Origin of the sequence: Erythrobacter sp. GH1-10 (genome assembly GCF_045363165.1) — a bacterium.
In the GTDB taxonomy this organism is placed as follows: Bacteria; Pseudomonadota; Alphaproteobacteria; order Sphingomonadales; family Sphingomonadaceae; genus Erythrobacter.
This window is the reverse complement of sequence record NZ_JBJFLP010000001.1, coordinates 1,675,908-1,690,354: the sequence shown is the minus strand read 5'-3', so window position 1 is coordinate 1,690,354 and position 14,447 is coordinate 1,675,908. Positions and strand designations below refer to the sequence as shown.

General features: G+C 63.0%; 14 protein-coding genes. 4 read left to right on the top strand and 10 right to left on the bottom strand.

The window, feature by feature from the left end:
* Window positions 1-5: 5 nt before the first annotated feature.
* Window positions 6-641, bottom strand: coding sequence for a class I SAM-dependent methyltransferase (locus ACI5KX_RS08340; RefSeq protein WP_406810209.1), 636 nt, complete (start codon window positions 639-641; stop codon window positions 6-8).
* 139 nt (window positions 642-780) lie between these two features.
* Here ACI5KX_RS08340 and ACI5KX_RS08335 point away from each other — a divergent pair, with 139 nt between their 5' ends.
* The gene (locus ACI5KX_RS08335) at window positions 781-1,086 is read left to right on the top strand and encodes a hypothetical protein (RefSeq protein ID WP_406810208.1); all 306 of its coding nucleotides are present in this window, start codon (window positions 781-783) and stop codon (window positions 1,084-1,086) included.
* Between the two features lie 9 nt (window positions 1,087-1,095).
* Here the strand turns inward: ACI5KX_RS08335 and ACI5KX_RS08330 are convergent, their stop codons facing one another.
* The gene (locus ACI5KX_RS08330) at window positions 1,096-1,830 is read right to left on the bottom strand and encodes an SDR family NAD(P)-dependent oxidoreductase (protein WP_406810207.1); all 735 of its coding nucleotides are present in this window, start codon (window positions 1,828-1,830) and stop codon (window positions 1,096-1,098) included.
* A gap of 279 nt (window positions 1,831-2,109) precedes the next feature.
* Here ACI5KX_RS08330 and ACI5KX_RS08325 point away from each other — a divergent pair, with 279 nt between their 5' ends.
* From ACI5KX_RS08325 to zapE, 3 genes are read left to right on the top strand one after another with little or no spacing between them, the layout of a single operon-like run.
* Window positions 2,110-2,892: a succinate dehydrogenase iron-sulfur subunit gene (locus tag ACI5KX_RS08325; RefSeq protein ID WP_406810206.1), complete on the top strand. Its 783-nt coding sequence runs from the start codon at window positions 2,110-2,112 to the stop codon at window positions 2,890-2,892.
* A gap of 5 nt (window positions 2,893-2,897) precedes the next feature.
* Window positions 2,898-3,359: a PaaI family thioesterase gene (locus tag ACI5KX_RS08320; RefSeq protein ID WP_406810205.1), complete on the top strand. Its 462-nt coding sequence runs from the start codon at window positions 2,898-2,900 to the stop codon at window positions 3,357-3,359.
* A complete protein-coding gene (gene zapE, locus ACI5KX_RS08315; RefSeq protein ID WP_406810204.1) occupies window positions 3,360-4,481 on the top strand; it encodes a cell division protein ZapE in 1,122 nt (373 codons plus the stop codon). It abuts the gene before it with no gap.
* 15 nt (window positions 4,482-4,496) lie between these two features.
* Here zapE and ACI5KX_RS08310 read toward each other — a convergent pair whose 3' ends face one another.
* From ACI5KX_RS08310 to ACI5KX_RS08275, 8 genes are read right to left on the bottom strand one after another with little or no spacing between them, the layout of a single operon-like run.
* Window positions 4,497-6,395: an XrtA/PEP-CTERM system amidotransferase gene (locus ACI5KX_RS08310; protein ID WP_406810203.1), complete on the bottom strand. Its 1,899-nt coding sequence runs from the start codon at window positions 6,393-6,395 to the stop codon at window positions 4,497-4,499.
* Between the two features lie 15 nt (window positions 6,396-6,410).
* Window positions 6,411-7,448: an exosortase A gene (xrtA, locus tag ACI5KX_RS08305; protein ID WP_406810202.1), complete on the bottom strand. Its 1,038-nt coding sequence runs from the start codon at window positions 7,446-7,448 to the stop codon at window positions 6,411-6,413.
* The gene (locus tag ACI5KX_RS08300) at window positions 7,438-8,664 is read right to left on the bottom strand and encodes a TIGR03087 family PEP-CTERM/XrtA system glycosyltransferase (protein WP_406810201.1); all 1,227 of its coding nucleotides are present in this window, start codon (window positions 8,662-8,664) and stop codon (window positions 7,438-7,440) included. The genes xrtA and ACI5KX_RS08300 overlap by 11 nt, the downstream gene beginning before the upstream one ends.
* Before the next feature lie 5 nt (window positions 8,665-8,669).
* On the bottom strand, window positions 8,670-9,731 hold the full coding sequence (locus ACI5KX_RS08295; RefSeq protein ID WP_406810200.1) for a FemAB family XrtA/PEP-CTERM system-associated protein: 1,062 nt from the start codon (window positions 9,729-9,731) through the stop codon (window positions 8,670-8,672).
* A complete protein-coding gene (locus ACI5KX_RS08290; RefSeq protein WP_406810199.1) occupies window positions 9,728-10,651 on the bottom strand; it encodes an XrtA system polysaccharide deacetylase in 924 nt (307 codons plus the stop codon). The genes ACI5KX_RS08295 and ACI5KX_RS08290 overlap by 4 nt, the downstream gene beginning before the upstream one ends.
* 2 nt (window positions 10,652-10,653) lie before the next feature.
* Window positions 10,654-11,808 (bottom strand): XrtA/PEP-CTERM system-associated ATPase, encoded by a 1,155-nt coding sequence (locus tag ACI5KX_RS08285; RefSeq protein WP_406810198.1) that lies wholly within the window; start codon window positions 11,806-11,808, stop codon window positions 10,654-10,656.
* A gap of 17 nt (window positions 11,809-11,825) precedes the next feature.
* Window positions 11,826-13,439, bottom strand: coding sequence for a preprotein translocase subunit YajC (locus tag ACI5KX_RS08280; protein ID WP_406810197.1), 1,614 nt, complete (start codon window positions 13,437-13,439; stop codon window positions 11,826-11,828).
* A 2-nt stretch (window positions 13,440-13,441) separates the two neighbouring features.
* Window positions 13,442-14,425: an AAA family ATPase gene (locus tag ACI5KX_RS08275; protein ID WP_406810196.1), complete on the bottom strand. Its 984-nt coding sequence runs from the start codon at window positions 14,423-14,425 to the stop codon at window positions 13,442-13,444.
* Window positions 14,426-14,447: the final 22 nt, after the last annotated feature.

Below are 14,447 nucleotides of genomic sequence, written 5' to 3'. Positions count from 1 at the left end.
GTGGCTCACACCCCCGGCTTGCGCGCCCTCCCCCATTCGTTCCAGCCTGCAAATCGCGGCGCCTTCGGCAGGTAACCCTGTCCGATCGGCTCGACGTCGAAACCCGCCCCGCGAAAGGCCGATCCGATCGGACGGGTCAAATGGCATCCGCCCGCCAGCGGCTTCCAGAATGGTTCGATCCGGTCCTGCCACTTGGCGACATCGGCATCGGGCGCACGCCCGTGCTCAAGAAACAACGCCTGACCGCCCGGTCGCAGGATGCGGCGCATTTCCTTCAGGACCTGCGCGGGGTCATCGACCGAACAGAGCGTGAAGGTGCACACGACATAGTCGAAGGAACCGTTCGCGAAAGGGATGGCCTCGCCAATCCCTTGCCGGATGTCGGCCGGCCAGCCTTTTGCCTGCGCCGCCGCACGTGCTTCGTCGAGCAACCCGCCATGCGGGTCGATTCCGGCAAAGCTCTGCACCGCCTCGACATCGTAGAACTGCTGGTTGAGCCCGCCGCCGCAGCCGAGTTCGAACACATCTCCCCGGGCCAAGGGAACGAGTTGCGAACGACGCTTCATCACCTGTCCCTGGCTGCATGCACAGGTTACTAGTCGCGGCATGATATGCGCATCGTACCACTGGCGAAGTCCCACGCGTCCAACCTTTCATCCTGACAGGTAGCAAACTTAACGCCATTTTCGGTTTGTGGAATAGTGTTGTGCGCATGCAGCCTGTGTTAATCGGAAAAGTGCAAAGGGTTGGCATTCCACGCAACAAGACTATGGTGTTCGGATGAATACGATTTCGAATTCCGGCTCTTCGAACGGAGGGCTTTCTCTCAAGGCCCGGGCTATGCTTTGGTGTACCGCCGCGGCGCTGCTTTGTGTGCCGCTGGTCGCCATGATCTTCACAAACGAAGTGAATTGGGCGCCCGGCGACTTCATCGTCATGGGGGGATTGCTCGCCGCGCTTTGTGCAGCAGTGGAGCTTGCCTACGCACTGCGCTTGAGCCGTGAGCGCACATTTCTCGCAATCGCTGTCAGCGTGGCCGTTTTCCTGATGGTATGGGTGGAGCTTGCGGTCGGTATTTTCGACTGAACAGGCTCGTCAGGCGGGTACTTCTTCGCCCTTGTAATCGAAGACCTTTCCACTTTGCTCAGGGCCGAGACCGGCAAGGGCATCCAATAGGTTGCGCGCAGCCTCGTCGGGTTCGGTCAGCTGGCCGTCGGGCAGATTCGATTGAAATGGTTCGGACAGCGCGCTGTCGACCGTGCCAGGATGCAATCCGACTACCACGCCGCGTTTATGCGTGCGCCCCATCTCCAAAGCGAAATTCTTGAGCAGCATGTTCAGCGCGGCCTTCGAGGCGCGATAGGAATGCCATCCGCCAAGACCATTGTCCGAAATCGAGCCAACCCGCGCGCTCAGCGCCGCGAAAACAAAGCGCTCGTCACGCGGCATCAGCGGGAGCAGATGCTTGGCGATCAGCGCGGGGCCGATGGTATTGAGTGCAAGAACCTCCGCCATGGCATCGCCATTCAGCCGTGTGAGCGTCCTTTCGGGTCCGGTGCCATCCGCCAGCGTCAATACGCCACTCGCTACGATTACCCATTCCGGCGGGTTGTCCTTCATGGCTCCAGCAGCAGCTTCGATGCTCGCTTCGTCGGTGAGGTCGAACTTGAACGGAGCGATCGCCGGCCCCACCGGCTCGATCCCGTCCCGCGATCCGGCGTAGATCGTCTCGCAACCGTTTGCCGAAAGTGCCGTGCACAGGGCGCGCCCGATGCCACCGGTGCTGCCGAACACCGCCGCACGGCGCGGCCATTTTCCTACTTCATCCATGCAGGATAGAGCGCGTTAGACATGAACGGGTTCCAAAAACGATTTTGAAGAGTGTCAACTTCGCCATTCGGCCGCAAAACCGCGGAAAACCAAGCCTCTCGGCGAGAAATATGCGGGTGACACGGTGTCAACTTCGTCAGCTTCGACGAGGCGGGATTGTCGGGCTGGCGGGAATTGCTGTTGAAACAAGGGCGCATCGAAAGGTCGCAACACACAGCGCCTTGCCTCACTGGGCCAAGCCGCTAGATAGGTGGCAAACCAATACGGGATACGATTATCATGGCTACCTTCACCCTCCCCAAGAACTCCGTCATCAGCAAGGACGGCAAGACGCACAAGGCCGAGGGTGCGGCAAAGTCGAAGAGCTTCAAGATCTACCGCTACGATCCCGATAGCGGCAAGAACCCGCGCTACGACAAGTTCGAGATCGACCTCGAGGATTGCGGGCCGATGGTTCTCGACGCGCTGTTCAAGATCAAGAACGAGATCGATCCGACGCTGACCTTCCGCCGGTCTTGCCGCGAAGGCATTTGCGGGTCGTGCGCGATGAACATGAACGGCAAGAACGGCCTTGCCTGCACCACTGCGATCGAGGATCTCAAAGGCGAAATCCGGATCACTCCGCTGCCGCATATGGACGTGATCAAGGACCTCGTGCCCGATTTCACGCATTTCTACGCGCAATACGCCAGCATCCGCCCGTGGCTGCAAACCGTCAGCCCGACGCCGAGCGGCAAGGAGCGGCTGCAATCGCCCGAGCAGCGAGAGAAGCTCGACGGTCTTTACGAGTGCATTCTGTGCGCCTGCTGCTCGACCGCATGCCCGTCCTATTGGTGGAACAGCGACAAGTTCCTCGGCCCGGCAATCCTGCTTCAGGCCTATCGCTGGCTCGCGGACAGCCGTGACGAGATGACGGGCGAGCGGCTCGACCAGCTCGAAGACCCGTTCCGGCTGTATCGCTGCCACACGATCATGAACTGCGCGAATGTCTGCCCCAAGGGTCTCTCGCCGGCGAAGGCGATCGCCGAAACCAAGAAGATGATGGCCGAACGGGCGATCTGACGCCCGTGCTCAAGGACGACATTTTCGATCATAAGCCCGATCCGGAAAATCCGGGCTGGCATCACTGGAATCTCAAGGACGACACGCTGTTCAACGGCGCGGTGATGGGCAAGCTCATCACCCGGCGGGAAGGCGACAAGTGCCGCCTGCGGATGTTTCCCGAGCGCAAGCACGAGAACCTGCAAGGTATCATCCACGGTGCGGTGACGCTCGGCCTGATCGACATCTCGATGTTCACGACCATGCATGTCGTCGGCACCGGCAATGCCGGACCATCGGTGACGCTCGAGCTTTCGACCCAGTTCATCGGCGGCGGCGATCCCAAGCGGCCGCTCGACGCGGTGACCGAGATCATGCGCGAGACCGGCAAGCTCGTGTTCGTGCGCGGCGAGGTGGTGCAGGAGGATGACCGGGTGGCCGCCTATAGTGGCATCATCCGCAAGTTCGTTCCCCGCAAGGACGGCTGAATGGGTGGCCTGCTCGAGCGCTATGACCAGCTGATCGAAGACGGCCAGCTGAAGCCCGATCCCGCGCAACGCGCGGCGGCGGAGCGTCTTCAGCGCTTGCAGGATGAACTCGAAGCGGCGCCTCCCAAACGCAACTGGCTCTCGAAATTCACCGGAACCGCCGCTTCGGCGCCCGATCCACGCGGTGTCTACATGTGGGGCGGCGTCGGACGCGGCAAGTCGATGCTGATGGACCTGTTCGTGGATTCACTGGCAATCGAAAAGAAGCGCCGCGTCCACTTCCACGCTTTCATGCTCGAGGTCGACGCGCTTGTAACCGAGGCGCGTAGGGCCAAGCGCGAACATCCTTTGACTTCGGTTGCCTTGCGCCTTGCCGAGCAGGTCCGCTGCCTCGCCTTCGACGAGATGACCGTCACCAATACCGCCGACGCCGCCATCATGGGGCGCTTCTTCACGACCCTGATGGAGAGCGGGACGGTGATCGTCACGACCTCCAACCGCCCTCCCCGCGATCTTTACAAGGACGGTTTGAATCGTTCGTTGTTCATTCCCTTCATCGAACTTGTCGAGCGCGAGATGGATGTGCTCGAACTCAACGGGCCGACCGATTATCGGCTCGACCGGATCGGCGGATTGGCGACATGGCACCACCCCATGGGTCAGGTTGCCACCGACGCTGTGCGCGAGGTTTTCTTTCGCCTGACCGACTTCGCTCCGGAAGATGCTGCAAATGTGCCGAGCGAAGAACTCGATGTGGGCGGCGGGCGAACCATTCACGTCCCCAAGTCACTGAAGGGGGTGGGCGTCTTCAGCTTCAAGCGGCTCTGCGGGGAAGCGCGAGGGTCGTCCGACTATCTCGCGATTGCACAGCGCTTTCACACCGTCATCATCGTCGGGATCCCGCGCATGGGACCGGAAAACCGCAACGAGGCGATCCGCTTCACCAAGTTGATCGACGCGCTGTACGAAAACCGGGTGAAGCTGTTTGCGACAGCCGCCGCCGAGCCCGACGAATTGTATGTTACGGGTGATGGCAGTTTCGAATTCGAACGCACCGCAAGCCGGCTGAACGAGATGCAGAGCGAGGACTACATGGCGCTGGGCCACGGTATCGAGGATTAGGATCGGACTCCTGCGTCAGCTCTGAATCCCGAGCCTATCGAGCGACTTGTCGAGCATGAGAAGTTCCCACAGGACTCGCGAATTGTCCGCACGGCCGGAAATGTGGCTTTCGGCGAGCGTCTTCAGCGCGTCCGGCGAGAACCAACCGGTTTGCGCCAGCGTCGAACTGTCGGCGATCGCGCGCGCCTCATGGGCGAGCGAACCGCGAAACCACGCTGAGATCGGCGTCACGAAGCCCTGCTTGGGACGGTACAGGATGTCGCCGGGAAGGTACCGTTCCATGCACTTTTTGAGCAGGTGTTTGCCGATGCTACCGTTGACCCGCATCTTTTCGGGCAGCCGCGCGGCGAACTCGACGAGCCGGTGGTCGAGCAGCGGCTCGCGCGCTTCCAAGCTGACCGCCATACTGGTGCGATCGACCTTGGTCAGGATGTCACCGGGCAGCCAGAAGGTGAGATCGGCGTACTGTGCCCGGTCGAGCCCGCTGCGCGCCGGTGCCGCGCGCATCAGCGCGACGAGTTCGTCCTCCGCACGATAGCCGCCAAGCAGGCCCGAAAACGTATCGGAGTAGATACTGTGCCGCTGATCGGGCGTCGTAACCGACAGTCCGCTTGCATACCCCTCATCTCCGTCCCCTGCGAGCGCCAGCAGAGTTGTTTTTGCCCGCAAGGGCCGCGGTGCCCAATCGGCTTTCGGCCAGACCTGACCGAGCCCGCCGAACACGGACTGCCTGAATCCGGCAGGTAGCAGTCCGCGAACCCGTTCCTCATGATGATGGAAGACCTGACGCCGGTAACCGGCGAATGCCTCGTCTGCTCCATCGCCAGACAGCGCGACCGTAACCTGCTCGCGTGCCAGCGCACAGACACGCCAGGTCGGAAGCGCCGACGCATCCGCGAAGGGCTCGTCGAACATCCCCGCGAGCGCATCGATCGCTCCGAAATCGTCCCGCCCCACTTCGCGCGCCGTGTGTGCCGTCCCGAACTTTTCGGCGACCTGCTGCGCGTAGGCGGTCTCGTCGAGCGAGGTCTCGTCGAAGCCGATCGAACAGGTCCGCACTGGTTCGGCACTGGCCTCACTCATCAGCGCGACCACGCTTGAGGAGTCGACGCCGCCCGACAGGAATGCGCCGAGCGGCACATCGGCGACCATCCGCGATTGCACCGCCTCGCGCATCAGGTGGACGAGCTGCGCCGAAAGGTCCGCTTCGCTGCCTTTCTCACGCTGCGAAAAGTCGATGTCCCACCACCGTTTGGGCGCTCCGGGGGCCTTGCCCTGCTCAAGCAGCAGGAAGTGACCGGCAGGTAGCTTTTCGACGCCCGCCAGCAGCGAATGCGTATCCGGCACATAGCCCCACGCCAGATAGGCATCGAGCGCCTCGGGGCTGGCCTTGCGCCGCAACAGCGGGTGCGCGAGCAGGCCCTTGAGCTCGGAGGCGAAGGCGATGCTGCCGTCCGACAGCTTCGCCATGAACAGCGGCTTCACCCCGAACCGGTCGCGCGCCAGAAACAGTAGCCGCTTGTCGAGATCGTAGAGCGCGAAGGCGAACATGCCGTGGAGCTTTTCGAGGCACGAAGGTCCCCATTTCTGCCACGCCGCGAGGATGACCTCGGTATCGCCGCTGGTCCGGAACCGGGCGCCCTCCTTTTCAAGGTCGCGGCGCAATTCGCGAAAGTTGTAGATCTCGCCGTTGAAGACGATCACCGCGCGGCCATCGGCGGAGTGCATCGGCTGCGGCGATCCCTCGAGGTCGATGATCGAGAGCCTGCGGTGGCCGAGACCCACACCGCGGTCGGTCCAGACTCCGGCACCGTCGGGTCCGCGATGGACCATCGCGTCGCACATGCGCTCGACCCGGACAGGATCGACCGGTTTGGGCGTTTCCGCATGAAAGATGCCGGCGATCCCGCACATGTCGTGCTGTGGCGCCTAGCCGATTGCGATGGGAGCGACAATCGCCGCCGCAAGCGCAGCGGCGAACGACATCGCGGCTATCGCACCGCCGGTCGTTGCGACGCTGGCGGATGAATTTTCCGATCGGCCAACCCAGGCCCAATCACCGAGTTCATCGACCCTCCAGCCATATTCTTCCGGCTCGCGCTCGAAGAAGCGCCATGCAGCCCCGAGCAGCACGACAACGACGATGGCGAAGAATATCCAGCCATAGAAAATGTGGTCGAACCCGGCGGCGAATTCGACGCCCTGGCTTTGTGCGATGTAAATCGTGCCCCAGGCACGCACGCCGTTGGCGAGGATCGGGATCACTATCGACGCGGCGAGGAAAGCGAGGCGGCGAACCCAGCTGTCGAACCGCGTGAAGCAGACCAACACCGCGAGCGTGACCATAGCGACGAGGAATTTCACACCCGAGCACGCTTCGGCGACGATGAACAGCCCGACCGGCGTATCGATGTAGATACCGTCGATCGTGGCTGGCACGCCGCTCCAATGGGTCAGCGCGATCGCGATGTCCGCGGTGATCATCTGAAGCGCAGGGATCAGTTCGTCTCCAAACGGGACCAGGAAAGCTCCGAAAGCAATCGGCAGAGCCAGGAACAGCGAAACCCTCAGTCCGAGGATGGCCACGACCGCGCCTTGCACGGCGCCGACTGCACCTGCGTGCGCGAGCAGGTTGATGCCCGTCGCGCGTCCGACCAACCAGAGTGCCAGACCCGCGAACACGAGGGCGAGGCCGGGTATCCATGGCTGCGGCGTAAGCGCAAACAGCTCTCGCCTCCGAATCCAGACCAGCCATCCAATGATCGCCGGAACGAACAGGATGTGGTTGTAAGTGTCGATATTCCACCACTGGTGAAACATCTCGCCCCATTCGCGCGCGGTCACCACGAACACTGTGATCACCGAAAACACAAGCAGGCCGAGAGGTGCTCGCCAGCCTTCGGGGATTTGCTCGATCAGGCCAAATTCCCGACGCGAGGGGTTCGGGGCCGAGGTGTCAGGCGGCATTGCGAGCTTCCCCGCTTGCACCTGTTACCAACTCTTCGAGCGGTGCCAGCATCGCGTCCCAGGCGTGGTGCTCAAGCACGAAATCCCGCGCTGCACACCCCATGCTATGTCGGGCATTCTCGGAGCCGAGAAGTTCATCCAGAACCGGGATCATCGCATGCACACCGGCGCTGGCCAGCTTCCAGTGCTTACCATCCTCCCCAGCGATCCCGGTGGCGGCCTCCGGCGAAAGCAGCACCGCGCAGCGCATGGCCATCGCCTCGAGCACCTTGTTCTGCACGCCGCGTGCGATCTTCAACGGTGCAATCACGCAATCGGCGGCCGCAAGATACGGCCTCACATCGGGCACTTCGCCGGTGATCGACACTCCTCCGCAGCCGGCCTTTGCAACCAGACGCGAGGTGGGATTGCGTCCGACGACATGAAATTCGGCGTCCGGATGACGTTGGCGGATTGCGGGCAGCAGGCGCTCGATCACCCACAGCGCGGCCTGTTCGTTGGGCGGGTAATCCATCTGTCCGGTGAACACGAACTGCGGGCCTGCGTGCCGGGCCATGTCGGGCTGCGGCTTTACCTTGCGGGGATCGAAGAATTCTGCATCGATCCCGTTGCCCATGACCTGCACATCGACGCTCGCAGACACTGTGAGACGCCCGCGATACAGCTCCGCCTCGTTGGCACTAATCAGGATCGTCGCATCGGCGCGGCGTCCGAGCCGCTCCTCCTCGCGCGCCAGCAACCGACCCTCGCGGGCGTTGAGCCACACCCGCTCGCCGGTGTCCGCATAGCCTTCGAACTTAGCACTATCGACGTCGCACAAGTCGACGATCACGCGGCCCTGGAATTCATCGGGGATGTATTGTCCCATCTGCCCGGAAAAGACGACGATGGTCGAGATATCGCGCTCGGCAAGTGTCTGCCGCACCCACTTCTCGAGCCGCGCGCTGTGAAACGCAGTCAGGCTTACCGGCTTGCCCGCCAGCACCGCCTCAACCCCGGCGAGCACCAGCGGCTTGGACCGGGCTGGCACGCAATGCGAGGCAGCGATCCGGGCCAGTTGAGCTTCCGCCGCGCGGTCCTCCTCGGTCTCGGCGAAGCACCCGACATGCACCGGCGCGATCGAAACGAGCTTGCGCAGGATATGATGCGCGCGGATCTTGTCGCCACGGTTGGGCGGAAACGGGACCCGGTGGGCAAGGAAAAGGATGTCGCCCATCGCCGTTAAGCCAGATCGCGCGCGATCCATGGACCGACGATATTGGCGACCGGGAGCGGCAATTTCTTCCAGACCGCGATCTTGCGGCTGTAGACCTCGCTGGTAGGATCGACATCGCGTGTGCGAGCTCCTGGCGCGGTCCATGTGCCGTAGGTCATGGGGACAGGTTCGAAACCCCAGTTCTTCTTGAAATGGTACGGCCCGCTCCCCGTCTTCGAGCGTCCGAAATCGAACCTCTCCATGCCCTTGCGCCGGGCGTGAAGCATGAGCTCGTAATACATCCGCTCGTTTGCCCGCTCGGCTCGCGCAGCAAAGGTGCCACCTCCCCAAAACGGCATCACCGCGCCATTGTGGTAGAACGAGAGCACGCTCGCGATCGGCTCGCCGCGCTTCAGGACGGTCAGGATATCGCTGCTTTCCGGGAACGCCTCGAGCATTGAGCGGAACAGCGACTTGGGAAACACCGGCGTGCCAAGATTCCGCACACTCTCGCTGTACACGGAATAAAGCCTATCGAGATCGCGGGCGTTTCGCCCTGTGCGAATCTCGAGATCGTTCTTAAGTCCCTTGCGGACCTCGGCGCGCGCCTTGCGCGGGATCGCGAGCAATTCCGCTTCGTCGTCCTCGGCAAGCGGACGCTCGAAGCCGCTGTGTTTGTCCGACCGGCATTCCCAACCCTCGGGGATCGGTCCGCCGCGCAGCTCGATTTCGCCAAAACCGATGTCGACCGCATGTCGCTCGACTGCGACCGCAAGGGCTTTCGACGCCTCGTTGCTCTCGGCGCAGATTCCCCCGCCAACCCCGAAGCCGCTCGACACGAGCGAATTGCCGAACAGCAGCGACCGCACTTCCGTAAGCGGGAGCCATCCGGTGATCGTGCCCAATTGCTCGGAGATAAACCCGGTCGCGCGGTGGCCCGTTCCCGCCTCGACCGCGCGGAGCCACGACGGACGGTGGAACACGCTGCCGTCCTGCTGCGCCACGAACGCCTCTATCCGCTCGACAATTACCGGATCGCCAAAATCGGCAAGCCTTACCGAATGCGCAAGTTTGATGGGCGCATTCATGCTGCAGTATCCAGTTGCGCTTTCTCGCCGGACCACACGATCGCTCGTGCAGCTTCGTTCCGGGCGATGCGGTCCATTCGTCCCCACGAGAATTCGCGGACGAGTTCACCGAGCTTGCCTGCCATCTTGTCGAGGCCCGTGTAATGCCGCAGGCGCGAGCGCAGCGGCGCGTTCGGGACGCGCGGCTGGTCGGGATCGACCTCCCACGGGTGGAAATAGAACACTGCCGGACGGCCCTCGTTCGTATTCACCTGCCGGATCGCCCAACGCGAAAAGGCGTAAGGCAGGACACGGAAGAACCCGCCGCCGCCCGCCGCGAGGCGACGGTTGCCGAACATGGCCGTCGTAACGGGGATTTCTACCAAGTCCGCATCTGCCACGGGGCGAAACGCAAAGCGCGGGGCTTCGCGCCAACCATAATGGTCATGCACGATCGGAGCGACGCTTGAGGAATAGGCGTATCCCTGTTCGGCCAGTTCCTCGAACGCCCATGGCGTGCGGGCGTCGATGGAGAAACTCGGGGCGCGGTAACCGGTCACACGCTGCCCCGATGCATCCTCGAGAATGGCTCTCGCCTTGCGAATATCCTCGGCGAATTGTGCACGGTCGAACGTGAAGACCCGCGCATGGTCGTAACCGTGCGAGGCGATTTCATGCCCGGCATCCACGATCCAGCGGATCATGGCCGGATGACGCTCCGCAACCCAGCCAAGAGTGAAGAACGTCGCCTTTACATCGGCTTCGGCGAACAGGTCGAGTATGCGGTCGATATTGCCGGCGACACGCGTCTTGATGCCGTCCCAGTCCCCGCGCCGGATCGAGTTTTCGAAAGCGCCGACCTGGAACCAGTCTTCAACATCGACCGAGAGCCCGTTGATTATCGAGGGTTTGTCATTCGAGGCGGGAACCGTCCCGTGCATCGTCAGGCCGCCTCGCGCGAAGTGTCGTCCTCGAGCCATTCGATCAGCATGGTGAGGACATGACGGAACGATTGCTCCTGTTCCTCGAGGCGCTGCTCGATGCGTTCAAGCGCAGCGTTGAATTCCGCCTTCGATGCGTCGTCGGGCACGGCCATCTGGACGGGCGCTCCGGCAGCCTGGAGTTCGCTGATCGCTGCCTCGAGCTCGGAGGTGCGCGCGTCGCGTTGCGCGAGTAGCGCCGCAACTTCGCTCGCCGGAACGCTATCGATCCCCTCCTCGATCGCCGGTTCGGCGGTTTCGGTCTCAACCGCAATCGGCATCGTGTCGGCGCTCGATCCGCGTTCGGCGTCCGCACCCATCTCCTCGACGACCGCAGCGAGCATCGCCGGGCTCAGGGCGTCCTCTTCCTCGATCGCGCCAAGCAGCAACAGGCGGTTCATCACCTGGTTGACACGGCGCGGAATGCCTCCCGTCGCCTCGAACAGCGCGGGAAGCAGTCCCTCACGGATCGTCGGGCGCCCTTCCCAGCCCACATGCTTGAGACGGTGAACGACATAGGCTTCCAACTCATCCTCATCGAGCGCTTCGAGATGGTGCGAAGCGATGATCCGCTGGCGCAGCTGCTCCAGATCGGGGTGATGCGCGAGCGTGCGACGGAATTCGGGCTGGCCCAGTAGCAGGCTCTGGAGCAATGGATGCGAGCCGAGCTGGAAGTTGGACAGCATCCGTAACTCTTCGAGAGCGGTCAGGTCGAGGTTCTGGCATTCGTCGACCACCAGCAGGCAGCGACGGCCTTCGCGCGCCTCATCCTGCAGGAAGCGCTCGATCGCGCCGAGCGCGCCCGCCTTGTCATGCCCTTCGACCGGGATGCCGAATGCCTGTGCGACGACGTGGACGAGTTCCTCCCCGTCGAGCGCGCTGGTGACGACCTGCGCAGCGGTGAGTTCTTCGGGATTGATACGTTCCATCAGATGCGCGACGAGCGTCGATTTGCCCGCCCCGACTTCGCCGGTGATGACCATGAAGCCCTCACCCTGATTGAGGCCATATCCGAGATAGGCCAGCGCCTTTTTGTGGCTGGTGCTCTCGAAGTAAAATTCGGGATCGGGCGTCAGCTGAAACGGGCGTCCTGTAAAACCGTAGTAGTTCTCGAACATGGGTTCGGCTCCGTCGGTCAGAAGTTGTAGCGCAGGCCAAGCAGCGCGGTTGCGGTGGCGAAATCTTCCGCGCTGAAGTCGCTGTCGATGTAATCGACGGCGAGCGCGGCACGGGCGGAAAGATTCTGGGTGATCGAGCGATTGTAGGCGGCTGAGGTACCGAAGGCGGTGGCGTTGCCATCGGCCACCGAGCTCTCGAACCAGGTCACATAGGCATTGGCGGCAAGGCTCGAATTGCGATCGAGCTCGCGCGAGAGTGCACCGGTGAGATAATAGCTTTCGTCGACAATCCCGTCCGCGAGTTCGAGCACGGTGCCTTCCGCACCGATAAACGTGCGGCGGTCGTAGCCCGCGCCGATGGCGGCGTTGAGGCGTCCGATGCGGCGCTGGTAACTGGCGTTGACGCCCCGCCCGCGGAACGCCGCCGAGCGCACAGAGCCGAGCGTGCCTATGATCCCCGCACCTTCCGAACCGGACACCAGCCCGCCGAAATCGCCGGTGACCGGATTGCGCACGACATCGAAATCGGTGCCGAGACCTGCCAGCGCATTGTTTAGCTGCCCGCCGAAACCGGTCACGCCGTCGTAGACGTTGATGTTGAGCGAGCTGCGGACGCTCGGATTGTAACTGAAGCTGCCGTAGTACGTCGTCGAGTCATAGCGACGTCCCACGCTTGCAGCGAGCGATGTGCGCGAACTCGGTCGCCACAGCACCCCGACATCCCACAGCAAGCCGTCGACGTCGAAGGCGAGGATTCGCGGGGAAGATTCGTCGGTGACGAAGCGCCCGCTGGCGTCGCGGACAGGATCACCATTGACGTCTCGTAGCGCATCGCGGCTCGAGACCTCGACATCCTCGTATCCGACACCGCCCACGATCGCGAGCGACCCGCTGACCGGCACGGTGACATCGGCGCGAACAAAGGCATCGCGCACACGCTGATCGAGGTTGGAGATGTCTTCCTGGTAGAAGCCCGCGGTCGCCGCGAGACCGACCGGATGCGGATCTCCGGCTCGCGTTCCGGCACGGAGCTGTCCGTTATAGGTGACGCTGTCGTCGAAGACGTCCACCGGGTCACCGTTCTCGTCTACGACAAGGCTGCCCGCCTCGAAGCGGTTGTAGCCGACTCGTGCGACACCCGTGACTTCAACCGCACCGACCTGCGTTGTCAGGCTTGGTCCGGCGTAGAGACTGTAGATCTGGCTTTCGGCGTCTTCGCGAACCTGCGGGTTCGGCGTAACCGCCCCGCCGCCATCGACGCGGGTTCTGCTGGCAAGCGCCCCGGCTTCGAGCGTCAATGAGCGGGGCACGACCGAAACATAGCCGCGCGCAATGCCGCTGACCGTATCGCTGTCGAGATCGTCGCCATAGGCGATGTTGCGCTCGTAGCGGACCGAGACCGAGGCGCCGCTGTTGCGTCCCTGCGCATTGAGATCGACCCCGGTGGCGATCTGCGTGTAGGTGACGACGTCATCGCCGGGCGAGAGTTCCGCCGAAATAATCTGGCTGACTTCGATATAGGGCTGGATGCGGACGTTGCGGGGGTCGCTTTCACCGTCCTGCGCGAGCACAGGAGTGCTCGCGACGATCGCGGCGAGGCCCAGCAGCAAATGGGTCTTGAGGTGCCGCATCGTCACACCCCGGTTTCGCCGTAATCGCCGAAACGTCGACCCGAAGGGCTGAACCGGGTTGCGTTGAGCAGCAGTTTGAGGTTCGGGCAGGCCGAAAGCAGCTGCCGCGCATCCTCAAGCGCGGCGCGGCTGGTCTCGTCGGCGCGAACCACCAGCACAGCCTGGCCGACATGCGATGCAAGCTCGGCTGCGGGCGATGCCGCAAGTGCAGGCGGCGTATCGAAGATCACGTAGCGGTTCGGAGCGCCCTGCGTAAGCCGGTCGAGCACCTCAAGGGTGCGCGCGCTGGCAAGCAGCTCGGCATCGTGCGAGCCTGTCGAACCGGCAGGCAGAACGAACAGACCCTCTATGTCGGTCTTGAGCGCAAGTCGTTCGGGCTCGATCGAGGGATCGGCCAGCGCGTCCATCAGACCGCGTTCGGCGTCGATACCGAGACGGCGCGATACCGAAGGACGGATCACGTCGGCATCGACAAGCAGGACTTCGACATCGCGTTCCGCTGCGAGCGCAATCGCGAGATTGGTGGCGCAGTAGGTCTTGCCCTCGCCCTGATGCGGTGAGCAGACGAGAATGCGGCGCTGCTTGGGGGCATGCCCGGCCTTCGCATCGGCGATAATGTCGCGTTTGACGATGCGGAATTCTTCGAGCAGCCCGGTCACCGGGTCTTCGGGAACGATCAGCCCCTCGTCGCGGAGGCGATCGCGGTCGATCGAGTGAAATGGCCCAGAAAGGGTTACGGCCGGATGCGCGACCGGTTCGGTAGCCGGCAGAGGTTCGACGACCGACTGCTTCGATGTCGGTGCAGCAGAGGTAGCGGCTGCCTGCGAAACCGTCCCTTCGGACGTTGGGTGCCGACGCTTCGGCTGCGGCAGATTGCCCGGAACCTTCTTTGGCCCGAGACCATCCAGCCCGAACGTCTTGTCGGCGCGCTCCAGCAGGGAAGCCGGTTTCGCTCCTTTGCGGTCGATCTTGCTCTGTTCGGTCATTCGCTGTGTCCCCCGAGCCCGA